We start from the raw sequence: 21,969 nt of genomic DNA on the forward strand, positions 1-21,969 counted from the left end.
TATTAAATACCGAGAAGTGTCAGTCTCAAGCAATATTTGAGGCTGGCACTTTTTTGCAGCTGACTGTTTGATCATCATTAACAAATATTTGCATGTGAACAAAACTTTTACATTTCCTTCACGGTAACTTTACAAGGCCGTTTTATGATGTAGCCGTATCATAGAAAAGGGTATTGGAGGAAACAATCTTGAAAAAGCAAATTGCATTGATTGCCGTTACTTTAGGTTTATTTTCCGTTGGGGCACCCGTTGCATCGCATAATTTTTCACCGGTTGCAACTGCAGCTGCCAAGACCACCGAGGTTGTACCCGGTTCACAGATTAAATTGGCTGGCGCGGTAAACGTCCGAGATTTAGGTGGCTACAAAACTGAATCCGGTAAAGTGATTAAGCCGAATATGCTGATTCGTTCCGCAAAGCTGAACACGCTGACTTCAAATGATGAAGCCATTTTGACCAAAGAGCATCATGTAGCTGTTGATGTTGACTTGAGAACCCCCGCTGAAATGAAGGAAGCGCCGGACAAACGAATGAGCGGTGTTAAATACATTGCCAACCCGGTTGTTTCGGATGCTGAATCCAAAGAAAACGATAAGATTGCCAATGGCCAAACTGGGATGATCGATTACTACAAGTACTTCGTTGATTCAACCCAGGGACGCCATGCTTACAAAGTATTATTCCATGAACTCTTAACAGTGCCAAGCAACAAAGCGGTTCGATGGCATTGCAGTGCCGGTAAGGATCGGGCAGGATTCGGCACCGCTTTGATCATGACCGCCCTGGGTGTTAACAAATCAACCATTTATAAAGATTACCTGTTGTCCAATAAATACCGAAAGCAAACCAATGACCAGGCATTGGCCGAACTCCGAAAGAAGGGTGCAAGCAAAGCGACAATTAAAAAGAACTACTACGGTTTGATTGTTGAAAAAGCCTATTTGGATGAAGCTTATAAGGAGGCTGAGACCCATTATGGTTCAATGAAAGGGTTCCTTGAAAAGGGACTTGGCTTAACCCAAGCTGATTTAACCAAACTACAAAATAAATATTTAGAGAAATAGCCCACATGTTTTAACCCCCACCTCACGCAAAAAGCCCATCTTTATCAATTCTGGTAAAGATGGGCTTTTTTCTGTAGCCTGATTAGTTGAGATTCATAAATTGTACCACCGGATTAATTTTTTGTTCCTTAGCCAATTTGGCTGCCGAATTTTCAATCTTGGACCGGCTGTTTTGACCCTTTTTCGTTAAAGCAATCATCATTACTTCTTTGGAAGTATTTGATTGATCCTTTACTTTGCCAATGTAAATATTGGCAATGAGTTTGGCATATTTGTCACTTAGTCCGGTTTGAATCACTTGAAGCTTCTTTGACTGACTATCGGTGCTGGTATTGGTTAAACCGGCACTAGAGGAGTCGGTATCTGTTGAAGAGGTATTTCCCTGAATCGCATCTTTTTCACCAGTTTGCTTGATATAACTTTGAAATTCTTTTGGCGTGATGTAATTACCCTTAGTTAATTGCTTGAGGTTTAATTGATAGTCGCCCAAGTGGTAATCTTTCAAAGATTTGTTGAGATTTTCGATTTCTTGATCATTGAGTCGTCTTCCAATCACTGACAAGTCAATTTGTTTTCCAGATATTGACTGCTTGGCGATGTATTGATCACCCATCTTGGCGTCAATAAACTCCGATAACTCCGTATCAATGTATGATTTATGGACGATTGAATAAGCTGAAATTGAGCTGGGGATGATAATGATGATCGAGATAACCAAGATTAACATTCGCTGCTTAAAAGGGACATTCAACTTTTCGCCGCTTCGAACCCGAAAGAAAATAGTTCCGATAGCGGTTGATAGCGCGATGAAAAAGACGTTGATTAAAAAAAGATAACCGGCACCCAAAATAAATGTCGAATTTAAATGGCTGATTCCATAGCCGACTGTACATAGTGGTGGCATTAAAGCTGTCGCAATTGCAACGCCGGGGACGATGTTGCCGCCATCCTTTTTCGCAGAGCTGATGACACCGGCAAATCCACCGACAATTGCAATCAAGACATCCCAAAGTGTTGGCTCGGTTCTGGCCAGCAGTTGGGCACTGGTTGCGTTTAAAGGTGAGATGAAGAAATAGATTGTCGCTCCCACGACGGCAACGGTCACTTGAATTAAAAGCAGGCGGGTTGACCGGGCGAGAATCTTTGGGTCACGATTCCCCACTCCATAACCAATCCCAACAACTGGTGCCATTAATGGTGATATCAGCATTGCCCCAATGACGATTGGTGGTGAATCGACATTTAAACCAACACAGGCAATAATAATGGCACAGAACAAAATAGCCTGGGTTGACCAGGTAAAGTTGAGCCCCTTCCTGACATTTTGACCTAGGATCCCCGTTGAAAGTTGTTCCATTACAATCATCTCCCTCATGTGATATTCTGGTTTTAGAATATCACACTTGATGATTATTTAAATCTTTGAAGTCCGGGGCAGACACGGACCGATAATTTCCGTATACTGTATGATGTGACTATTTCAAAAAAGAGGATTGACTAGATGACGCCCCAAGAACTTCTAAAAACTAAATTTGGATACGACAGCTTTCGCCCGGGACAGCAGGCTGTTATTGACGACATCATGGCCCATAAGAATGTGTTGACCATTATGCCGACCGGTGGTGGTAAATCACTTTGTTATCAAATTCCGGCAATGCTAGAAGATGGCTTGACACTGGTTGTTTCGCCATTGATTGCATTGATGAAGGATCAGGTGGACGGTTTAAATGAAACTGGTATCCCGGCAACCTTTATCAACAGCAGTCTGGATTTTGACGAAATGGATGAACGGTTTGCCCAAGCTCGCAACGGGGAAGTCAAACTGTTATACGTTTCCCCTGAACGACTGGATTCCGGTGCCTTTTCAAGACTTGCCAGCCTGCCGATTGATTTGGTAGCCGTTGACGAAGCGCATTGTATTTCTCAGTGGGGCCACGATTTTCGGCCAAGCTATTTGGCTTTGACCGAACGACTGCATCAACTACCGACCAAGCCAACAATTGTGGCGTTGACAGCGACCGCTACGCCACAGGTGGCCGATGATATCAAGCAGCGGCTGGACATTCAAGATGAGGTTAAAACCGGTTTTGAACGTGACAACTTGGCATTTAAGGTTGTTAAGGGTCAGGACAGCGACAAATACATTTTGGACTACTTGAAGCTGAACTCCGGTGAGTCCGGCATTATCTATGCCAGCACTCGCAAGAAAGTTGAGCGATTGACCAAATTACTCAAGAAACATAAATTTTCCGTTGCCAAGTATCATGGCGGGATGACCAAAGACCAGCGCCGTAAAAGTCAGGATGACTTTCTGTATGATCGGGCCTTGGTTATGGTTGCCACCAATGCCTTTGGAATGGGGATTGATAAGAGCAACGTGCGCTTTGTGATTCATGACGCCGTTCCCGGCAGCTTGGAAGAATATTATCAGGAAGCCGGTCGTGCCGGCCGGGATGGTCTTCCCAGCGAAGCAATCTTATTATTTAAATTAAAAGATGTTCAAACTCAGCATTTCTTCATTGATCAGTCTGAACGAGACGATGAAAGCAAGCAGCGGGCATACAAAAAGCTCCAGATTATGACGCAGTATGCGAATACCCAGCAGTGTCTGCAGCAGTTTATTCTTGAATATTTTGGTGACGAGGGACCAACTTGTGGTCGCTGCAGTAATTGCCTTGATACCAGAGAATCGCAGGACATTACCGTGGATACACAAAAGGTTTTGTCCTGTGTTTTGAGGATGAAAGAACGATTTGGCAAGAGCCTGGTTGCTCAGGTTCTGACCGGATCCAAGGTTCAAAAGGTGAAGCAGCTTCGATTTAATGAACTTTCAACGTATGGGATTATGAAAGGGATGCATCAAAAAGATGTTGTCGGCTTGATTGATTATTTGACTGCCACTGGTTATTTAGCTGCCAGCGGTGGCCAATTCCCAATCCTCAGAGTGACGACTTTGGGAGCCGATGTTTTACAGGGAAAGGAAAAGGTTTCCCGGAAGATTTCCATTAAGGCTACCAAGGCATTGTCAGAAAATGATGACTTATTTGAAAGCCTTCGTCAGTTAAGACGAGAATTGGCTGAAAAGCAGGGCGTTCCACCATTCGTCATTTTCTCAGATAAGACACTCCATGAGATGAGCGCTGTGATGCCAACCACTGATTCTCAAATGTTGGATGTGAAGGGTGTCGGTGAAAGCAAGCTCGCCAAGTACGGTGAACAGTTCCTGGACGCTATTTCAAATTATCAAGATAATCAAAAAGCAGAAGTCAAAGCATAATTGCGTTTGTGGCAAAGGGTTCCCAGTATCGGACAGTCGATATGGGAACCTTTTTTGGCATATTATTAAAGCTTAATCTCACCAGTGGGTTGACCATTCGTGTTATAAATGAAGTGAAACCAGAGGAGGGGTATTATGGCTGACGATGTGCAAAAGCGGAGCAAAAACTTTTCGATTATTGCTGTCCTGGGGATGTTCTCGTTTCTTACCGCTTTATCGGGATCCAGTACAAACCTGGCAATTCCAAAAATTGCGATTGATATGAATGTTTCCAGTAGTATGGCGACTTGGATTGTTCAAATTGGGTTGATCACGACGGCCATCTTACTGGTCATGTTCGGCCACATTGGCGATATTTTATCCAAAAACGTTGTGTTCCTGGCCGGCGGCATCACCTTTTTAGTCGGCTCGGCAATCACTGGTGGTGCGCCAATTTATGTCATTATTTTATTTGGCCGGGTGATTCAGGCAATTGGATCCGCAATGATTATGGCCAATTCAATGGGAATCGTGACCCAGTATTTTCCTGATAAACGGCGGGCTGAAGCCTTAGCTGTGATTTCGATGTTTATCTCGGTTGGGGCAATCTCCGGTCCAGGAATTGGTGGGCTAATCATTTCATCTTCCAGTTGGCGATGGATATATTGGATTAACGTGCCATTGGGAATCATTATTCTCTGGTTAGGATTTAAATTCTTACCAGTTCCCAAAGCCAGCTGGTCACGAGTTCGTGAAGTAACCAAAGGTGCCAACTGGACCGGTCAAAATTTGTTTACCCTCGGTATTATTATCTTCTTCCTGAGTGGATCGTTCTTTCAAAGTGGTCGTTCTAAATTGTTGACCGGATTGGCTTTCTTCCTGGTTGGTGCAGCCATTACAGTTTATTCGTTTGTTCAAGACGACAAGGCCAACCTGCCGTGGATTGCGCCCGAAGTCATTCACAATCGAGGGTTCATGACTTCTATCACAGCATTGGCGCTGGTCATGTTGGTTAATTCAGTATCAAATATTTTACTGCCATTTTACTTTCAAAGTTATAACGGAATGAGTGCCTTTTACAGTGGGCTGATTATTATGTTGCAATCCGTCACCATGCTGTGCACGACGCCATTTGCCGGCTTCTTGGCCGATCGGATTAATCGGGAGTTAATGACCGTTGTTGGGCTGTTGATCTTGATGATCTCACAAGTTGGGTATGCACTTTTCCCAAATGCCATTAATATGTGGCAGATTATTCCGCCAATTGTGTTAAACGGTGTTGGAATGGCCATCTTCCTCTCACCAAACAATGCCTTGACGATGGGGTTAGTCGATAAAAGGTTGTCGGGAATTGCCGGATCACTCAATTCATTTGCCCGGACGCTGGGAATGACAATTGGCATCAGCTTTGGTTCATCGTTGCTATTCTTCCAGCTGCCCGGTGTTAATCGAATCAGTTCATCAGTTGGAATTCGATTTGTTCACGCATTTGCCAATGTCTTCTGGACGGCAACCATCATCTCTGCCATCGCATTGGTTCTAGTTCTCGTACGTTACTTGGAATCCAAGCGAAAAGCCAATTCAGCCGCGTTAAAAAAGGCTGCTTAAATTAAATATTCACGTACAAAAAAAGTCGTCGGTTTGACGGCTTTTTGTTTGGCAATATTAGGCAATTCTTCGAACAGTCCCGTTGGTTTCTTTGAGCCATCCCGGCGCATTTAAAGTGGAGATGCCAACGCCTCCGGTATCTGATTGATTATGGTCGTGAAGAAATAAATGGTCTCCAAGATAAAGGGCGACATGTGAATTGACTTGGCCTTTTGAGTTCGTGAAGAAGAAAATGTCGCCACGTTTCATATCTTGAAATTTAACCGGTTTTCCCATGGTCACCAACGTGTAGGTTGTGATATTATCCATTCGTCCAAGTCGAATGCCAGCTTTTCCGTAACAGTAACGGATGAATGAAGAGCAGTCAAAATGGTGATTCTTAATGTCACTTAAATTTCGTCCGCCACCATAATCATACTTGGATTTACCAACCAGCTTTAGCCCGGCATTAATGGCAGTTTCAATCTTTGGATTGGTTCCTTTGAACTTGTTTAGATCTCGAAACTTGACGTTTTGAGCGCTGATCCAATATTGATGACCTGCCTGTTTAAAAGCAATGTAGCCAACTCGTCGCATGTTGTTAAGATCACAACGTTTCTGGCCGACAATATTGGCTGACAAATGTCTGGTCTTCGCGGTTCCCAAATAGTTGGCTCCTTTGGTACCAGCGGGAGCGGAGTATAGCTTTGCGTTGGAATGGATGATTTGCAGGTCATAACGATACTTATAACTTTCAAATATTTTATTTGGTGCGACATCTTGTTTGACTTCGGATACAACAGTCGGCGTACTGTCTGGATCGATGACCGATTTGACGAAGATGCCGACAATGATAGCGACTAAAAAGATGGAACCTGTGATGATGAGCAGTTTGCGATGTTTGCGAAACATATTTTTACCCCCCCCAAGTGATAGGTCTATTTCATTACATTATTAGCATAGAATGAATTGCCTGTTCGTTTTCCTGCGGGTTCTTATGGTTTCTTTAGTAAAAATTGGGATTCTTTTGACTTTCTTTAAAAATGAACACTTCTTGACATTTGTTCTCAAAATTGTACAATTAGTGCCAAGTCAAAGTAAAAGTATTTTATACTTTTACTTAAAAGTAATAATTACTTTTATGACAAATAAGAATCTGAAGGAGAAGATTATGAAATCAGAACCGATCAATCGAACAAGTATGTGGAAATTTAAGCTGTCTGCTGCAACAATGACGCTGATTCCGGCTGCCGTTGGAATCAACTATGTGGCCAAAGCACTGGCAGAAGGACTGAAGCTCCCGGTATGGTTGGGATCACTGGGAACCTTTCTGGCAAGTATGCTTGCGGGCCCAGTTGCCGGTGCCGTCAGTGGTTTCATCAACAATGTTATTTATGGATTAACTTTGTCGCCAATTTCAACGGTCTATGCAATTACCAGTATTGGTATCGGAATTGCGGTTGGTATTTTACATGCCAAAGGCTGGTTTTCATCGATTCGCAAAGTCTTTATTTCAGCTATTATAATTGCCATCGTTTCAGCAGTTATTTCTACGCCACTCAACGTTATTTTCTGGGGTGGTCAGACTGGGATTGCCTGGGGTGATTCACTCTTTGCCTTAATGGTCGCCAATCATGCACCAGTATGGCTGGCATCATTTACCGATGAGTTTGTTTTGGATATTCTTGATAAAGTCTGTGTGGCATATCTGGCGTTCTTCATTTATCGTCAGTTGCCGCAACGGATGGTGCGATTCTTTAGGGATGATAAGTAATGACTGATCAAAACATGCTCACGGGGGAGACAGTCGGCAAATCAAAGTGGTATAACGCCATTGATCCCGTGACCAAATTGTTGTTTATTCTTGATATGGCACTGCTGAGTTTTGCCAGTACGAACCTGGTAATCGAAGGTGGACTGATTGCCATGGCGTTGGTATTGCTATTATTTTCAAAAGTCAGTTCCACTACGTTCAAAGCATTGGGATTCAGTTTATTTTTGATCTTTACCATGCTGGTCATTCAAGGGCTGTTCTACAGTCAAAATCAGACAGTCCTATTCTCAATTATTGGCATTCACTTTTACAAGGAAGGCTTGCTGTATGCGACAATTTTGGGTTCCAGGGTCTTGGTGATTATTTTGGCAAGTGGCTTTTTCATGGTCACAACGACAATTTCTGAAAATGCCAAATACTTGGAGCAGTCCGGTCTTTCGTATAAGACGGTCTATGTGCTGATGTCGGTGTGCTATATTTTGCCTGAGATTATGGCCAATATGCGAAAAATTCAGCAGGCCCAACGTGTTCGAGGGACTAACCCACAAAAAACGTTCATTCAAAAGTTGAGATCGGTTCTTCCTGTGTTGATTCCTCTGGTTATTAAGACACTTGACCAGTCGATGACCCGCTCAATTTCATTGCAGTTGCGGGGATTTGATAACCCGAAGCGAAAAGCGTTGAAGGGTAACAATCATTATCGGTTGGCCTCAGTTGGACATTATGGTTTGACGATTATTGCGGTTATTTTGATAGGATGGAAATTATGGACGAAGATAAACGGATTATTCTAAAAGACATCAACGTTCGATACCGTGGTGCCGACGATTTTCAATTGAAACACGTGAATGCCACAGTTACCGCCGGTAAAATCATCGGTATCATTGGGAATAGTCATTCCGGCAAGTCGACGCTTTGTCGAGTATTGGGTGGTGTGATTCCCAATATCATTTCAGCAGAGATTGATGGCACGTGTAACCTGTTGGGATATTCACCCAAAGATGATTGGCAGGCATTCAATGCGAGCACTGGCGTGGTTCTGCAAAATCCAGCAGGCCAATTAAGCGGCTTGGCAGATACGGTTGCCGATGAACTAGCGTTTGATTTGGTCAATCAAGGATTGCCGGCAAGCTTTATCAATAAACGCGTGGCAAATGTTGCTGCCCAAATGGGGTTGACTGCTCAACTCGGTCAATCACCGGAGAGCTTATCCGGTGGGCAAATGCAACGATTAGCCATCGGAACCGCAATTGTGACTCAGCCTAAAATTTTGATCATGGATGATCCAACCAGTGAAATGGATCCGGTTGGTCGAAAACAGTTTTTCGGTTGGTTGGATACCGTTCAAGATACGACGGTGTTCATTGTCAGCAGTGAAATTGACGATTTATGCGAGGTAGCTGATTCAATTTGGATTCTCAAAGATGGTGAGCTGATTGTTCACGGATCACCGGAGAAAGTTTTCAACCATTTATCAGCTCAATGGCGAATTCCTGAACCGACTGCGTATCAGTTGGCTCAACGAATGAACTGGCGATTGGATGACAATCGGTATCCGGTGACTTCTGCAGAGCTAAAGGAGGCATTTGATGCCCAAAATTGAACTTCATCACTTGCAGTTTTCTTATCCAGAAAAGTCATTCAATTTGGCGGTTGAAAACCAAGTATTTGCTGATTCGATGGCCGCCATCGTTGGTCAAAATGGAGCCGGAAAGTCGACAATCTTTAAATTATTGACTGGGCTGTTGAAAGCAACCACCGGTACGATCAAAGTTAACGGAACCGAGTTGGGGGAACTAAAACCGGCTGACCGTTTAAAAACGATTGGAATTACCTTCCAGAATCCTGATGATCAGTTGTTTAATGCGACCGTTAAGCGTGAAGTTGAGTGGAGCTTGTCTCAAATTAGTTCCGATAAGGCCATTAATTCTCAGCGAGCAGATCAGGTGTTGGAGAAGGTTGGCTTGACTGAGAAAGCAGAGGAAAATCCTTACGATCTTTCTTTATCTGAGAGAAAGCTGCTGACGGTTGCCACTGTCTTGGCAGTTGATCCGGCAGTCTACTTGTTTGATGAACCTATGATGTCACTGGATTGGCCCAGCAAACAGATGCTGACTGATATTTTTCATGAATTGTCAGCTGATGGCCATCAAGTCATCACAATTACCCATGATATGGATTGGGTAGCGGCAGAATTTAGTTCTGTAGCGGTCATGGAACATGGACGAATCAAGTTTACGGGTGCGCCAAGAGAATTGTTCGGGGACCGTGATTTGGTTCAAAGGGTCGGCTTATTGCCTCCTAAGATAATGGCGCTGACCCAGATGCTGGGTGATCCCAAGACTTATTTATCACCTGAAGATTATCAAGTTAAACATCAGAATATGTAAAACCACCATTTTAGGCTTCCTGATTAAAGGCATTATGAACGCCAATTGGAAGCAATAAAATGGTGGCTTTTAATTTCTGGCCCAAATTGTATTTCCGAGGAGCTGATTTAGCGGTATGATTAAAGGCATGATTTAATTGAAAAGAGATGGCGATATGCTGACAGAATTCTTAATTGTTTGTCCTTTGGTATTTTTGGCGGGATTTGTGGATGCCATTGGTGGCGGTGGGGGTTTGATTTCATTACCTGCCTATTTGATGGCTGGAATTCCAGCGCATTTTGCCGTTGGAACCAACAAGCTTTCTTCTGCAATGGGGACGACGATTGCCACGTTGGAGTTCGCCCGGAGTGGCTATATTCGGGTCAAACTGGCATTTTTCTCAGTGATTGCCGCAATTATTGGTTCATCATTGGGTGCAAATTTAGCATTACATATTACTGAGTATTATTTTCGGATTATTTTGCTGGTGGTGCTGCCGCTGACGGCTTTGTATTTGCTGTTGAATCGACATGCTCTGAATACGAAATTAGCCGATTCGGCAAAATTGAGCTTGTCACAATTTGTCGCAACTCTGCTGATTTCAGTTTCATTGGGTGTCTGGGATGGCTTTTATGGGCCCGGAACGGGGACATTTCTAATTCTGACTCTGGTTGGGATTGCCCACCTGCCAATCAACTTGGCCGCCGGAAATACCAAGGTGATTAATTTAACCACCAACGTGACGGCTTTAGCTGTATTCTTGATGAACGATAAGGTGATGATCCTATTGGGATTAACAGCCGGCGTGTTTAGCATTGTTGGTAACTTTCTTGGCGCGTCATATTATAAAAAATTTGGTAGTGCTATTGCCCGACCAATCATTATCATTGTTTTGGTGATCTTCTTTATTAAGACTGTGTGGGAATTTCTCGATTGATTTGGTAATCCTGCCAGTATTGCGGTATTATAAAACTACCTTGGCAGGGGCACAGAACCACTTATGCTCAAAAGGCCGACAGCTGCGTTTGCAGTTGTCGGCCTGTTACTGTTATCAATAAATTTAACTTTGAGTTATTTTGTGTTTGAGTTATCTTCTGAAATGGTTGGAGACTCTTGAAGATTTGTAGCATCTTCAGGACTTTGATGAATTTCCGTATTTGCTGTCTCATTTTGGCTTTGTACGGTAGTGTTTTGTGCAGTAGTATTCGTAGAATTATTGATGTTTGAATTATTATTGTTTGAATTATTGCGAAGTTGTCTACGTAACATAATTTGTTGAATTGCACTATTTTCTTGTGAATGTTTGTCATCGTTTATCCAGTTATGGATTTGAAATACGTCAACCAATGCCCAAATCCCTGTTATTAATGCACCAAGGCCAAGAGCCCATATTAATAACCAAAAGATTAATGTCATTGCAATAGCAGAACCTGTTTTACCAAAATAGTAACGGTGTCCGCCCATGAAACCTGTAAACCACCATAGTAAATAAGCAACTACAGCATTTTTAGAATTCTTTTCGACTTCAGAATTAACTAACATTAATTCCTGATCACTTAATTCACTTTTCAAATAGTTAGCATCCATATATATCCTCCAGATAGTCATAAATTAGTCCTTTAATACTAAAAATTGATAACAGCTAAAATTATACCTTTTTTGTTAAGCTTAAACAATGAATCCTAATGATATTTTTACTAATATCTAATAGTAAGTAACTATGCGGCCGTAAGAAAAAAGAGCTAACAGTTTTTGTTAGCTCCATAAGTGATTTGTTATTTAATCATCGTCATCCATTATGACGGTATCGTTTAATTCCTTAGCCTGATAGAAATCAGGGAAGACGTGCGCTGTCTTGATTCCCCAGTAATAAAAGACGAGGGATGCAAGTGAAATGACAACGAAGTCCCATGGATAATGGATCCAGTTGATTCCGTTGAATTGTTCACTTCCGAGATAAGACATTGCGGAGATGAATATCAAATAAACAATCATCCACATACTGGAATAGAACGCTTTTCGGGTATCAACGTAACCGGCCCGATACTCATAATAGAAGTAAAATGGCAAACCAATTAGGATAACCAGAATCACTTCGATAGTTGTTGGCCACATTGCCCAATAAATGGCCAAAGAGGCTAGAACAAATGAGAGGGGTGCCATCCATCCAAGATTCTTTAACTTCACCGGACGCTTGAAGTTAGGCGCCATTTTACGGAAGGCAACGGCGGTGACTGGCCCAGTTAGGTAGGCAATCAGTGTTGAAGTGGAAATGACGGTTGCCAATGTTGACCATGATCTGAAAATTGAAACCATCAGCATGCTTAATACCAGGTTGACGATCATTGCCACCCGTGGGATCCCGTACTTTTGGTTGATTTTACCAATAAAGCTTGGAATATGCTGATTGCTTTCCATGGCGTAAAGTGCCCGACCAGTTGAGGCGGCAAATGAAACACCGGTTCCAACCGGGGAAACGAAGGCGTCCATATACAACATCACAGAAAGCCAGCGGATACCCAACATAATTGCCAAGTCAGCAAATGGTGAGTTGAAGTCAAATCCACTCCAGCCGGTTGCGGCAAGGGTGGCTGGCTTCATGGCAGTAATGTAGGTACTTTGAAGCAAAATGTAAATGACACCACTTATCAGAAGTGAAATGAAGATTCCCCGGCCAATGTTTTTCCGAGACTTTTTAATTTCACTCCCCATATTAATCACAGTCTGGAACGCGTTAAACGAGAAAATGATTCCGGCTGCAGATGTGGCGGCAAAAATAGGTGCTGATCCGTATGGCATAAATTCATGAATGGAATGGCCATAATTTTGCGGGTAGAACCCGGAAACTGTCAGCATGATAATTGTAAGGGCAGGAACCCCAATTTTTAAAATTGAAATTAAACTGGTAAAGCTGGTCAATAGCTTGACCGACCAGAAGTTTAACAGTGTGAACACTAAGATGAACATGAATACGATCATCAGACCTGATGTTGTAATCGTGCCACCCTTTAAGAATGAATGGGTCCAGTTAGCCCAAGCCCATGGCCAGGAACTCATGTACTGAACCGCTGCGACTGCTTCAATGGGAATTAACGTAATTAATGAAATCCAGTTAGCCCAAGAAGCGATGAATCCCAGAAGCGGACCGTGGGAATACTGAGCATAACGGCTCATTCCACCAGCTTCTGGAAACATAGCGCCAATTTCGACGTAGTCATAAGCAATGGCGGCAATAACAATCCCACCAATTACCCAAGAAATGATTGCTGCGGGACCAGCAATTTTTGTGGCTTCCCATGAACCGAAAAGCCAGCCGGAGCCAATTAATGATCCCAGTGTCAGCATTACGAGTTGAAAAAGTCCAATCTTTGTTGTGTTTTTTGAATCCATGTATACCTCCTGTTAGCAATGACAACTAGTTTAACAAAGATAGAAATGATTGCAAATGAATGAAAACCCGGTACACCGGGCTATGGTTGTCAGAACAGGGGGTTGCGGGAATTTAATGGATTTTGGATGTGCAATGATCGGACAGAAAAAAAGACATCCGCTTGGGGATGTCTTTAATATTTTCTAGTAATTATCACCTGACGCAGGTGCAACGTCGCCAGTGTTGCTAGTGGGACTATTTTGGGGTTGAGCTGTTGCATTAGCAGTTTGAGCAGCTTGATATCCCGCATTGAAATTGGCAACATCAGTCTTTGTAAATGTACTATCGTTTCCAGCTTGAACACTTGCACCCATATCAGCAGCTTTAAACATTGCCTTCAATGGGGTGTCGCCATCTTTAATAGTATTTTGAACACCGTTTTGAGCGGCTTGATATCCTGCTCTAAAATTGTCAGCATCATTGGAGGTTACAATAGTCGCTTTCCCATCTGAATCAATTCCACTAGGTTGAACAGACGTATGTTTTTTGTTTGCAGCTAACATTACGTCAAGTGGTGTGATGGCGTAATTCATTGGGTCTGGTGCTACAGGAGTTGGAGTAGAAGTAGAAGTAGGACTAGGAGTTGTAGTGTTAGCGGCCTGATTACTAGTGTTCCCGGTTCCAAAATCTACTTCAGATCGTTTTACATATCCATAATGAGTGCCATCTGGTGTTTCTGATTTAATTAAAAGGGTCTTTCGATTGCTATGCGGGGTGTTCAAAGCAACTGTTACTTTTGCGCCTTTTTTCAGTGGAAAGCCAACCTTACGGTCATATACCCTTTTGCCATTATATCGATGGTGATAAATCCAAGTATCATCCTTCAATGTTCCTTCAGCATATGTACTGAAAGGATTGTTGTAGTCTACCGGTAACTTGCCATCTTCGGTTTTAGTGACAGTTCCATAGCCATCGGTCTTGTAAGGTTCTGGTACGCTACCTGTTGCAGTTCCACTTCCGTTGTTGCTGGAAGTTGCTGATGATGCTTGTGCCCCAGATGAATTGGTAGTTTGTGGTGCTTGGGTAGTAGGAGCAGGGATTGTTGTGCGAGTTGGTTCAGTCACAGTTTTCACTGTGGTCTTTTTAACCAACTTAACACTCTTCTTGTTAATCCAGCCACTGAACTTACCGGCTTTAACAAAGTAATAAATGCTCCCACCTTTGACCTTCATGTGACGAAGAGTCGTCAATGCAAGACTCTTACCATGTGAAATACGGTATTTAATCTTGGCATTCTTAGCCGTTTTAAATGGTTTGTTCCAAATAATTCCCTTGCCATTTTTCAATGCGACCTGTTTGTGTGCCATAGGCTTGTTCCAGAGAACTTTGTGATAACCTCGGTGATGACTTGCAGAAGCGTTTAAGCCGGCTCCTCCAAATACACCAAAGGAAATCAATGATGCGAGTGCAATACGTGAAATTTTCATAAAATATGTCCCTCCCAAAAATATGTTTGCAAGTTTTATGCAACAAAGATGAGTTTATGGGACAAATATTAAAATATGGGGTAAAAACAGTTAGAAACACATTAGAAAAGGATAATAAGTTTAACATAATACGCCTTGTTATGAAAATATGTACCAAAAGCACTCCCAGAATGATAAAATAAAAAAGCAGGAAAAATTCCTGCTTATTATTTGGTCGAGGAATCATTAGGATCTTCTTCCTCAGTTATTTTATTAGACATGCGTTCAACCTGGTTAACAATTGCGATGAAGGAGCTGACCTTCTGATTATATTCCGAATCAATATCTGTCAGTCGTTCTTGGTAATCGTTACGAAGCTTTTTCAAACGATCAAAGTCGGCATTTAACTGATTCAGACGATTCCGAAGCATCTTTAAGTTGGCAACAGATGGTGCCAGGTAATCTGGATTATCTCCCTTGGAATTCAAATAGTCGACATAGTCGAATGTATTCAGATCCAAATCCGGTTCAGAAATAATCGTCGTTCCACCGTCAAGCAACGCTTTATTACCGCTCAAGTTTGTTAAAACCAGTGACTTTCCGGTATCCATATTGACAACTTTAACATAACCATATGAACTCTCGTTTACATCGGGGCTCACTGTGTAACCAAGGTTGAAAATAAGGTGCAAGGCATCATTTTGAGGTGTTGTAAATTGATTTTTCATGAAATTCTTTTGATAAATTTTCAATACTTTCTTGATAGCTGCGTTTGGCCTCAATTTTCGTGGCATATCATCACACTCCCGTCCTCAATATACATTATACTTTGAAGTTCAATAAAAAGGGGATTAAATGAACAAATTGTCCAAAAAATCTCCTTTTTCACTGCTTTGATATTATTCTTCAATCATGATTGCTTTAATTCCTTTACCGGCCAATACTCGGCTTGCGTTATAAGGACCAAGTCCTTTTCGGAATGTAATGTAGACTTTCTTGTTTTTCGGAATCTCGTTGATCCGATCACGTAATTCGGTCAGCGGAATGTTTAAGGTTGGCTTGATTGAACCGGTTGCTGGTTTGCCGGCTTCTCGGATATCCAGGAATACCGCATTCTGCATATCTTCTTTTGGAATATCTGCTAACTTGATCGTCGCGGACTTATTTGTCATCTGATTAATTGCAACGTAGCCGGCAATATTCAACACATCACGGGTTGACGAATATGGTGGTGAATAAGGGATTTCAAGAGATGGCAAATCAAATGCCGACAAATTCCCAGTGATAGCGACGGATAATTCGGCAATCCGTTTATCAATACCGTTTCGACCAACCGCTTGTCCGCCAAGAATTTTACCGGTTTTATCTTCATATATTAGCTTAAAATTGACCCGGTCCGCGTTTGGATAGAAGTATGCTCGGTCAAATGGGGTGATAAACACAGTTTTATAGTTGGTAATCCCGATTTGTTGGAGCATTTGCTCAGTAAATCCGACAAAGCTTGCAGTGAGATCGAAAAATTTCGAAACCCCGGCACCGATGAAGCCTTTGTATTCCAATGGACTCCCATTCAAAATGTCGGCCAGTAAATGTCCCTGCCTATTTGCAGCACTTGAAAGCAAACTTGGAACCGGCTTGCCAGTGATGACACTGGTTGTTTCAATCACGTCCCCGATAGCATAAATGTCGTTGATATTGGTTTTTAGATGCTTATCAACAATAATGTGTTGGTCGGCTGACAGCTTAATCCCAGCTGCCTGCGCAATTTCACTGTTAGGTTTAACTCCGGTGCCCAAGAACAGCATGTCGGTTTTATGGATGGTACCGTCATCGAAGAACAAGGTGTGACCATTATCTTGAACTTCCTTTACGCTCTCGTTGAGGATGACATGGACACCTTGCTTTTTGAGCTCTTGGCCAACAATGTCGGTAATCTCAGGATCAAATGGAGAAGCCACGTGGCCTGATTGTTCGACGATGGTAACATCCATGTTGTTTTCAACGAATGCCTCGGATACTTCGATACCGATTGATCCCGCCCCAAGGACAGTGACGTGCTTTGGGTGTTTGGTATCGAGAAATGATTTAATCTTGTCGGCATCGGTCACAGCCCGTAATACGAAGGCGTTGTCTGCGTCATGGATTCCTGGAATCTCAGGAACTGTTGGACTCGCGCCAGTAGCAATGATCAGTTTGTCGTAATTTTCTGTATAGGTTTCATCTTTCTGCAAATCATGGACTTCAACGGTTTTGGCATCTGAATTAATTTTCGTTACTTCATTGAATAACCGCACATCAATATTATTCTTTTGCTTCAATATCTCCGGGGTTCTTTCAATGACTGCTGAACGATTCTTGATTAAACCACCAAGATAGTAGGGCAGGGCACAGCTGGCAACAGAGATTGCAGCACCCCGTTCTAAAATGATGATTTCAGCATCTTCGTTAATTCGTCGCAGCCTGGTTGCAAAGGAAGGACCACCGGCAATACCACCGATAACAAGTACTTTCATAGTTCAATCTCCTCTCCAAATACAGCGCTTACATATACTAATTTAATCATACATGGTTGGCAGTCAACGTCAATAAAAGGGCCTTTTTGATCACAAAAAAAGCATTCATCTCTGAATGCTCAAATCTCACTAGTCTTTTGGAAATGGAATATACGGTTTGTTTTTAGTGTTGGTACGAATAACCATAACGTCACATTTGGCGTTTCGATCAACGAATGATGAAACAGATCCTTCAAGAACTCGTTGAAGACGACTCATACCGGTTGCACCAATAATAATTAAGTCGGATTTGTGGTCTCTTGGGAATTCCATTGAGATAACGGTCTTGGGATTACCAAAACGAATATGGATTGAAATATCTTCAAGACCAGATTCCTTTTTAATTTTATCAACCAATTTATTGAGGTAGTCGGTGGTATCTTCAACAAGGTTATTGATGACGTCGCCGTCAACCATTCCACCGTAATTGTATCCGTATTGTTGAGTGCTCAAAACATGAAGAACATCGAGATGAGCATCATTATTTTTGGCAAATTGTGCACCTTTAGCCAATGCATCTTCTGATTGATTGGATCCGTCCACTGGAACTAAGATGGTTTTATAATTGGATTCCATAAAGAAACCTCCCACAAATTAATTTAAGTTCATTATATCACTAATTATTCTTCGTCATAACGCCTAAAAACTGAAAAGAAGAAATCGTTTTCGGAAAATTAAGGCTTACTTGGAATAATAAATTCAGCTGTTGCAAGGATATGACCACGCATTGCGTCCTGGAGTTCATTTAACCAGAAGCCATCTTTTAAAGGCAGTTTTTCATCCAACGCAAACATGGATAGGTGATAATTATGAACTTTGTCAGGTGGATTTGGTCCATTATAGTGCCAGGCAGTGGTCTGATCTTGATTGCCAATCAATCCGCCAGCCGTACTGTTACGGCCTTGAATCATTGGAATCCTTAACTGCTGGCTGTTATTTTCAGGAATTTCTTTAACATCAGGGGCAATATTGGCTGCTGTCCAGTGAATCCATGGAAACCCGCTGACTGGAACAGCATCCCAGTCTAATAACGTGAGTGCCAAAGACTTGGCATCTTTTGGAACATTGTTAATTTGAATGGGGAATGACACGATTGGCTCGCCACCAAGCATGTCTGCTTTGCCAGCGTGTCGGCTATATTTGTCTGCTAACAACCCTTTTTTCAGTGGTACTTGAATGTCCATACTCATCCCTCCTCAATTCCATGATATGTCTTTTATTGCAAGAATAAAATAATATGAATGCAATTATTTAATAAATCGCAAAACGTAATACCCTTGTCCGTTTGAAGTAATCGTGTAGTTGACATAACCGGCTTTCAACCATTGCTGCTTGGTAGCATTTGCCCAATTTTTGGCATCTTGAATGGAAGCAAAAGTATGGTTGCTTGAAAATTGATCAGGTGTTTTTTGCGGCTTTGAAGGCTTGCTGCTCTTAACGCTGTTCAACACATCCTGTTCCTGAGATTTAACCGATTTGTTTTGTTCCTGGTTAATCTGCTGTTGGAGTTGTTGGCGTTCTTTAGGAGTCAAACCACCGGCCTGGGCGCTTTGAACCTTGCTGCTGAAAGCCTTGACCCGATTCTTTTCGATCTTATTGGTTAGAGGACCCTTTTGAGCTTTTCCGGTAATTTCTTTTTCGGACTTGTTGATCGTTTTACTGATTGAGCTGTTGGAGCTACTCTGCTTATGGTTATTGGAACTGACCATCCAATTGATACCAAGGGCCAAAGCAATCCCAATCACTAAAATCAGCAGGGCAAACCACCAGCCGCTGTATTGTTTCTTGTGTTGCTGGCGCCTGGTTTCCTCTGAATTGAAGTCATACTTTTTATATTGTGGTTCATCGTCATGCTTATTCAAATTAATACCTCATTTAGATTCTAATATTGCATGTTAATCTAGTTGAATATATTATAACAGATAGCAGAAATCTTGTTTTTTTAAACATTAAAGGATGGCCAATATGAGTAAAGTCGCAATCAAAAAGTTTTCAGAATTAACAACTACAGAATTATTCAACATTTATAAATTAAGAGTCGCTGTTTTTATCGTTGAGCAAAAGTGCTATTACCAAGAGGTCGACGATGACGACTTGATTTCCTATCATTTGATGTTCACTGATGCGGATGGTAATTTGGCAGCCTATGCGAGGATTATTCCCGAAGATAACCGGACAGTTGCCCGGATCGGCCGGGTGGTTGTAAATCCCAATAATCGTGGCGGGGGACTGGGACGCAAGCTGGTTCAGGAAGCTTTGGATCAGATTCCCAAGCTGATGCCGGACGCGACCAAAATTGTTTTGGCAGGCCAGGAATACTTGAACAGTTTCTACAAATCCTTTGGGCTAAAAAATGTCAGTGATGTCTATCTTGAAGACGGCATTCCCCATATTGATATGGAGATGCCAATCAAAGATTAGATTGACAAGCTTCAACGGTATATTATAATTAAAGCAACGAATGAATCTTTAACTCTGGTCCCGTGAGGCTGGTAAGAGGACGATATTAAACGAGCAATGCTCGAATTGGTGTCTACCTTACTATATGCGGGGTGGGCATTTTTTGTGCCTTCAGGAGCTTGAAAGATTCAAATAATTTTGAGGGTGGCAAATATTTATGGCAGATAAGAATGAATTTCATGATGATCGTGCGATTCTTGATATTCACGACATGCCCAAGTTTCTTCCATGGGTTGGATTATCACTGCAGCATATGTTTTCAATGTTTGGTTCCACAGTTATTGTTCCATTATTAGTTGGATTAAGTCCAAGTATTGCGCTGTTCGCATCTGGTGTTGGTACGCTGTTACATATCATGATTACCCAGCGTAAAATTCCAGCATACATGGGATCAAGTTTTGCCTTTATCACACCAATGTTGGCGTTGATGAAGACCACCGGTTATCCTGGAATCGCTCAAGGTGTTATCGGTGTCGGAATTGTGTACATGATTGTGGCCGGTATTATTTGGGGAATTGGATCCAGCTGGGTGGATCATATTTTACCGCCAATTGTTGTTGGGCCAATCGTCATGGTTATCGGACTTTCATTGGCTGGAAGCGCCGCTCAGGATGCCATGATGAAAAATGGTAAATACAGTCTGTTATACTTTGTTATTGCGTTGGCAACATTATTCTTAGCTATTATTTTTAACATGTTATTTAAAGGCTTCATTGGCCTGATTCCGGTTCTTTTGGCCATTGTTTGCGGCTACGTGATTTCAGTATTTTGTGGGATTGTTGATCTCAACGCAATTGCCAGTGCGCCTTGGTTCAAGATTCCAGCATTTGATATTCCTGGAATTGATTATAAATTCCATATCGATTGGGCGGCTATCTTGGCTATCACGCCAATTGCCTTCGTTACGATGACTGAGCACATGGGTCATATTATGGTGCTTGATGAATTGACTGGTCGAGACTTCTTCAAGGATCCCGGCTTGAACCGGACATTAGCCGGTGATGGTGCCGCTTCATTGTTTGCTGGTTTAGTTGGTGCGCCTGCGATGACTAGTTACGGTGAAAATATCGGTGTTATGGCAATTACCAAGATTCACAGTGTTTATGTTCTGATGGGTGCTGCGATGTTTGCTATCTTATTCGCCTTTGTTAACAAGTTGAATGTGTTGATCATGCAGATGCCAATGCCGGTTATTGGCGGAATCAGCTTCCTGTTGTTTGGAACGATTGCCACCGCTGGTATTCAAGTTATGGTTGAAAATAAAGTTGATATGGGATTGAAGCGTAACTTGATGATTGCTTCAACCGTCATGGTCATTGGTGTTGGTAATGCTTATCTTCAACTTGGCAAGTTCCAATTTACCGGTTTGGCTTTCGCTACAATTATCGGAATTGTCTTGAATCTGGTTCTCCCACAAAAGGCTGCCAGTGAACGTGAACATGAACGAAAGTTGGCTGCCAAGGCTGCTGAAGAAGAAAAGCAGCGTTTGCTCCATCAACGTCGTTTGCACAAATAATTAAAATTATGTAGAGTGCCCCTAATTGTCAGGAGGGATAGCGATATGCAACAAGCAGAACAACAGGTTGACTATAAGCATGCAAGTACAGCAACGGACTTCGAAGCTGCCAAAAACGTGTTTATCGAATACTCGAAATCATTGGGATTTGACTTAAGCTTTCAAGATTTCTCTGATGAGTTAAATGATTTGGACACTCGGTATAACAAGCCAAAGGGCGATCTCATATTAGCCTATGTTGATTCACAACTAGCAGGTGCCGTTGCGGTGCATGAATTTGAACCGGAAATTGCTGAAATGAAACGTTTGTACGTTCGAGACGATTTCCGAAAATTGGGAATCGGGCAAGAACTGGTTGCTCGAATTATTGCCAGTGCGGAAGACTTGGGATATAAAGCCATTCGATTAGATACTTTGAAGTCCATGAAAGGGGCTTTGAAGATTTACCATGCCGCTGGTTTTAAGCCGATCGATCCATATCGCTTCAATCCTTTAGATGGGGCAGAGTATTTAGAATTAAAATTTGAGTAACTTCATAATTAAAGAGCTTGAAGA

Annotated in this window: 21 protein-coding genes; 11 read left to right on the forward strand and 10 right to left on the reverse strand. The window is 42.2% G+C overall.

Annotation, left to right across the window (positions count from 1 at the left end; all coding sequences use genetic code 11):
• Positions 1 to 188: 188 nt before the first annotated feature.
• Entirely contained in the window at positions 189 to 1,064 is an 876-nt protein-coding gene (locus LKE01_RS09370; protein WP_225364696.1) for a tyrosine-protein phosphatase, read from the forward strand.
• Positions 1,065 to 1,146: 82 nt separating this feature from the next.
• Here LKE01_RS09370 and LKE01_RS09375 read toward each other — a convergent pair whose 3' ends face one another.
• Positions 1,147 to 2,421 carry a DUF389 domain-containing protein gene (locus LKE01_RS09375; protein ID WP_056982751.1) on the reverse strand — a complete coding sequence of 425 codons (1,275 nt, stop codon included), beginning with the start codon at positions 2,419 to 2,421 and terminating at the stop codon, positions 1,147 to 1,149.
• 144 nt (positions 2,422 to 2,565) lie between these two features.
• Here LKE01_RS09375 and recQ point away from each other — a divergent pair, with 144 nt between their 5' ends.
• The gene (recQ, locus tag LKE01_RS09380) at positions 2,566 to 4,341 is read left to right on the forward strand and encodes a DNA helicase RecQ (RefSeq protein WP_056982749.1); all 1,776 of its coding nucleotides are present in this window, start codon (positions 2,566 to 2,568) and stop codon (positions 4,339 to 4,341) included.
• Positions 4,342 to 4,476: 135 nt separating this feature from the next.
• Positions 4,477 to 5,928: an MFS transporter gene (locus LKE01_RS09385; RefSeq protein ID WP_054769555.1), complete on the forward strand. Its 1,452-nt coding sequence runs from the start codon at positions 4,477 to 4,479 to the stop codon at positions 5,926 to 5,928.
• 57 nt (positions 5,929 to 5,985) lie between these two features.
• Here LKE01_RS09385 and LKE01_RS09390 read toward each other — a convergent pair whose 3' ends face one another.
• A complete protein-coding gene (locus LKE01_RS09390; protein ID WP_054769556.1) occupies positions 5,986 to 6,819 on the reverse strand; it encodes a C40 family peptidase in 834 nt (277 codons plus the stop codon).
• A 259-nt stretch (positions 6,820 to 7,078) separates the two neighbouring features.
• Between LKE01_RS09390 and LKE01_RS09395 the strand changes: the two genes are divergently transcribed.
• The 5 genes from LKE01_RS09395 to LKE01_RS09415 all read left to right on the forward strand — a co-directional run bounded on the left by LKE01_RS09395 (position 7,079) and on the right by LKE01_RS09415 (position 10,987).
• Positions 7,079 to 7,681, forward strand: a complete 603-nt coding sequence (locus LKE01_RS09395; RefSeq protein WP_054769557.1) for a hypothetical protein — start codon at positions 7,079 to 7,081, stop codon at positions 7,679 to 7,681.
• Positions 7,681 to 8,475 carry an energy-coupling factor transporter transmembrane component T gene (locus tag LKE01_RS09400; protein WP_054769558.1) on the forward strand — a complete coding sequence of 265 codons (795 nt, stop codon included), beginning with the start codon at positions 7,681 to 7,683 and terminating at the stop codon, positions 8,473 to 8,475. The genes LKE01_RS09395 and LKE01_RS09400 overlap by 1 nt, the downstream gene beginning before the upstream one ends.
• Complete coding sequence (locus LKE01_RS09405; RefSeq protein ID WP_054769559.1) at positions 8,448 to 9,284, forward strand: ABC transporter ATP-binding protein; 837 nt, start codon at positions 8,448 to 8,450, stop codon at positions 9,282 to 9,284. Before LKE01_RS09400 ends, LKE01_RS09405 begins: the two co-directional genes overlap by 28 nt.
• Complete coding sequence (locus tag LKE01_RS09410) at positions 9,271 to 10,071, forward strand: energy-coupling factor ABC transporter ATP-binding protein (protein WP_054769560.1); 801 nt, start codon at positions 9,271 to 9,273, stop codon at positions 10,069 to 10,071. The genes LKE01_RS09405 and LKE01_RS09410 overlap by 14 nt, the downstream gene beginning before the upstream one ends.
• A gap of 154 nt (positions 10,072 to 10,225) precedes the next feature.
• The gene (locus tag LKE01_RS09415) at positions 10,226 to 10,987 is read left to right on the forward strand and encodes a sulfite exporter TauE/SafE family protein (RefSeq protein WP_056982747.1); all 762 of its coding nucleotides are present in this window, start codon (positions 10,226 to 10,228) and stop codon (positions 10,985 to 10,987) included.
• 134 nt (positions 10,988 to 11,121) lie between these two features.
• Here the strand turns inward: LKE01_RS09415 and LKE01_RS09420 are convergent, their stop codons facing one another.
• The 8 genes from LKE01_RS09420 to LKE01_RS09455 all read right to left on the reverse strand — a co-directional run bounded on the left by LKE01_RS09420 (position 11,122) and on the right by LKE01_RS09455 (position 19,300).
• Positions 11,122 to 11,637, reverse strand: coding sequence for a TM2 domain-containing protein (locus LKE01_RS09420; RefSeq protein WP_082619759.1), 516 nt, complete (start codon positions 11,635 to 11,637; stop codon positions 11,122 to 11,124).
• A gap of 192 nt (positions 11,638 to 11,829) precedes the next feature.
• Positions 11,830 to 13,440, reverse strand: a complete 1,611-nt coding sequence (locus tag LKE01_RS09425) for an APC family permease (protein ID WP_056982745.1) — start codon at positions 13,438 to 13,440, stop codon at positions 11,830 to 11,832.
• A 183-nt stretch (positions 13,441 to 13,623) separates the two neighbouring features.
• Entirely contained in the window at positions 13,624 to 14,907 is a 1,284-nt protein-coding gene (locus LKE01_RS09430; RefSeq protein WP_056982743.1) for a GW dipeptide domain-containing protein, read from the reverse strand.
• Positions 14,908 to 15,113: 206 nt separating this feature from the next.
• Complete coding sequence (locus LKE01_RS09435; protein ID WP_056982741.1) at positions 15,114 to 15,680, reverse strand: hypothetical protein; 567 nt, start codon at positions 15,678 to 15,680, stop codon at positions 15,114 to 15,116.
• 105 nt (positions 15,681 to 15,785) lie between these two features.
• Positions 15,786 to 17,399, reverse strand: coding sequence for an FAD-dependent oxidoreductase (locus tag LKE01_RS09440; protein WP_056982739.1), 1,614 nt, complete (start codon positions 17,397 to 17,399; stop codon positions 15,786 to 15,788).
• Positions 17,400 to 17,528: 129 nt separating this feature from the next.
• Positions 17,529 to 18,014: a universal stress protein gene (locus tag LKE01_RS09445; RefSeq protein ID WP_054769565.1), complete on the reverse strand. Its 486-nt coding sequence runs from the start codon at positions 18,012 to 18,014 to the stop codon at positions 17,529 to 17,531.
• 98 nt (positions 18,015 to 18,112) lie between these two features.
• Complete coding sequence (locus LKE01_RS09450; RefSeq protein ID WP_056982737.1) at positions 18,113 to 18,622, reverse strand: YbhB/YbcL family Raf kinase inhibitor-like protein; 510 nt, start codon at positions 18,620 to 18,622, stop codon at positions 18,113 to 18,115.
• A gap of 63 nt (positions 18,623 to 18,685) precedes the next feature.
• A complete protein-coding gene (locus tag LKE01_RS09455; protein WP_054769567.1) occupies positions 18,686 to 19,300 on the reverse strand; it encodes a hypothetical protein in 615 nt (204 codons plus the stop codon).
• A 103-nt stretch (positions 19,301 to 19,403) separates the two neighbouring features.
• Here LKE01_RS09455 and LKE01_RS09460 point away from each other — a divergent pair, with 103 nt between their 5' ends.
• The 3 genes from LKE01_RS09460 (at position 19,404) to LKE01_RS09470 (ending at position 21,945) form a co-directional block, all read left to right on the forward strand.
• Positions 19,404 to 19,859 (forward strand): GNAT family N-acetyltransferase, encoded by a 456-nt coding sequence (locus LKE01_RS09460; protein ID WP_056982735.1) that lies wholly within the window; start codon positions 19,404 to 19,406, stop codon positions 19,857 to 19,859.
• A 196-nt stretch (positions 19,860 to 20,055) separates the two neighbouring features.
• Complete coding sequence (locus LKE01_RS09465; protein WP_056982733.1) at positions 20,056 to 21,414, forward strand: uracil-xanthine permease family protein; 1,359 nt, start codon at positions 20,056 to 20,058, stop codon at positions 21,412 to 21,414.
• A 45-nt stretch (positions 21,415 to 21,459) separates the two neighbouring features.
• Complete coding sequence (locus LKE01_RS09470; RefSeq protein ID WP_054769568.1) at positions 21,460 to 21,945, forward strand: GNAT family N-acetyltransferase; 486 nt, start codon at positions 21,460 to 21,462, stop codon at positions 21,943 to 21,945.
• The last annotated feature ends 24 nt before the right edge of the window (positions 21,946 to 21,969 follow it).

It is taken from the genome of Lentilactobacillus kefiri (assembly GCF_007989105.1).
In the GTDB taxonomy this organism is placed as follows: Bacteria; Bacillota; Bacilli; order Lactobacillales; family Lactobacillaceae; genus Lentilactobacillus; species Lentilactobacillus kefiri.

What these genes read in the sequence shown, in the direction of transcription:
- LKE01_RS09375 (WP_056982751.1), bottom strand. Translation starts at nt 2,421, where the DNA reads ATGGAACAACTTTCAACGGGGATCCTAGGTCAAAATGTCAGGAAGGGG.
- recQ (WP_056982749.1), top strand. Translation starts at nt 2,566, where the DNA reads ATGACGCCCCAAGAACTTCTAAAAACTAAATTTGGATACGACAGCTTT.
- LKE01_RS09385 (WP_054769555.1), top strand. Translation starts at nt 4,477, where the DNA reads ATGGCTGACGATGTGCAAAAGCGGAGCAAAAACTTTTCGATTATTGCT.
- LKE01_RS09390 (WP_054769556.1), bottom strand. Translation starts at nt 6,819, where the DNA reads ATGTTTCGCAAACATCGCAAACTGCTCATCATCACAGGTTCCATCTTT.
- LKE01_RS09395 (WP_054769557.1), top strand. Translation starts at nt 7,079, where the DNA reads ATGAAATCAGAACCGATCAATCGAACAAGTATGTGGAAATTTAAGCTG.
- LKE01_RS09400 (WP_054769558.1), top strand. Translation starts at nt 7,681, where the DNA reads ATGACTGATCAAAACATGCTCACGGGGGAGACAGTCGGCAAATCAAAG.
- LKE01_RS09405 (WP_054769559.1), top strand. Translation starts at nt 8,448, where the DNA reads ATGGACGAAGATAAACGGATTATTCTAAAAGACATCAACGTTCGATAC.
- LKE01_RS09410 (WP_054769560.1), top strand. Translation starts at nt 9,271, where the DNA reads ATGCCCAAAATTGAACTTCATCACTTGCAGTTTTCTTATCCAGAAAAG.
- LKE01_RS09415 (WP_056982747.1), top strand. Translation starts at nt 10,226, where the DNA reads ATGCTGACAGAATTCTTAATTGTTTGTCCTTTGGTATTTTTGGCGGGA.
- LKE01_RS09420 (WP_082619759.1), bottom strand. Translation starts at nt 11,637, where the DNA reads ATGGATGCTAACTATTTGAAAAGTGAATTAAGTGATCAGGAATTAATG.
- LKE01_RS09425 (WP_056982745.1), bottom strand. Translation starts at nt 13,440, where the DNA reads ATGGATTCAAAAAACACAACAAAGATTGGACTTTTTCAACTCGTAATG.
- LKE01_RS09430 (WP_056982743.1), bottom strand. Translation starts at nt 14,907, where the DNA reads ATGAAAATTTCACGTATTGCACTCGCATCATTGATTTCCTTTGGTGTA.
- LKE01_RS09435 (WP_056982741.1), bottom strand. Translation starts at nt 15,680, where the DNA reads ATGCCACGAAAATTGAGGCCAAACGCAGCTATCAAGAAAGTATTGAAA.
- LKE01_RS09440 (WP_056982739.1), bottom strand. Translation starts at nt 17,399, where the DNA reads ATGAAAGTACTTGTTATCGGTGGTATTGCCGGTGGTCCTTCCTTTGCA.
- LKE01_RS09445 (WP_054769565.1), bottom strand. Translation starts at nt 18,014, where the DNA reads ATGGAATCCAATTATAAAACCATCTTAGTTCCAGTGGACGGATCCAAT.
- LKE01_RS09450 (WP_056982737.1), bottom strand. Translation starts at nt 18,622, where the DNA reads ATGGACATTCAAGTACCACTGAAAAAAGGGTTGTTAGCAGACAAATAT.
- LKE01_RS09460 (WP_056982735.1), top strand. Translation starts at nt 19,404, where the DNA reads ATGAGTAAAGTCGCAATCAAAAAGTTTTCAGAATTAACAACTACAGAA.
- LKE01_RS09465 (WP_056982733.1), top strand. Translation starts at nt 20,056, where the DNA reads ATGGCAGATAAGAATGAATTTCATGATGATCGTGCGATTCTTGATATT.
- LKE01_RS09470 (WP_054769568.1), top strand. Translation starts at nt 21,460, where the DNA reads ATGCAACAAGCAGAACAACAGGTTGACTATAAGCATGCAAGTACAGCA.